1 protein-coding gene is annotated in these 755 nt (G+C 46.6%); it reads left to right on the top strand.

All coding sequences use genetic code 11. The features are described 5' to 3' along the window. The coding region (locus HMPREF2890_RS09170; RefSeq protein WP_210394750.1) for a hypothetical protein at positions 1 to 193 on the top strand (193 nt) is incomplete at its 5' end. Between the last annotated feature and the right edge of the window lie 562 nt (positions 194 to 755).

Genomic DNA, 755 nt, shown 5'->3' with positions numbered 1-755 from the left:
TCTAGTGTTGCACTTCGAAGTTGAACCTAGGGGAACCGCTACCAGTGATTATCAAACAAAAGTGGTCAGAGAACCATTCCTTGGAGTAAATAACGTCAGGAGCGTGTACCCAAAGGATCGAATTAACGGGGTGATAGACAAGATCGACGGGGGCTCTCTAAGACATACACACAAAACAAAAGCGCACGACTGACTCTCCAAACAGCGATCCAATTTCGCTGAGGTCAGAGAGAAAGTCGCACGCCTTGATCTTACGACAAAGATAGTGAAAGATTTTGTCGTACTTCAAGAGAGCTTGGCGCATCTCGCTAAAGTACACAGGAATCTAAGCGATGGGAAGTGCAGCAAACTGGAGCGTTGCACGACACTGCAAGTAGATTGCGGATAATAGCCCTCGGCAAACCGGCTCTGATCGCTTCCTGAAAAGAAAGAAAATCCAAGTCTCAGTAGAAGCCCGTCAGACCAATCCCGACAGGCAGCTTCTACTAAACTTGGATCTCATTGCAAATGCATAGAAAAGATCAGAGGAGACAAAACATTGGGATGAGATGACTGCTCGTGCTTAAGCCACAGGCGCAATAGCCTGAAGGCAAAGAGAAAGCTTTGGACTAGCTTGGCATTGCTCCTCCCAAGGGAGCCTCCGCACAAGCTAATCCAAAGCTTAATGATGTTGCAAATATAATAAATGGCGTTGAGAACCAAACCCAAAGGGATTCGAAGATCCAGGGGTAACGCATTTGAGTTTCACAGCTAAG

This window comes from Porphyromonas sp. HMSC065F10 (assembly GCF_001808555.1).
Classification (GTDB): domain Bacteria; phylum Bacteroidota; class Bacteroidia; order Bacteroidales; family Porphyromonadaceae; genus Porphyromonas_A.
This window is presented reverse-complemented; position numbering and strand designations above follow the sequence as displayed.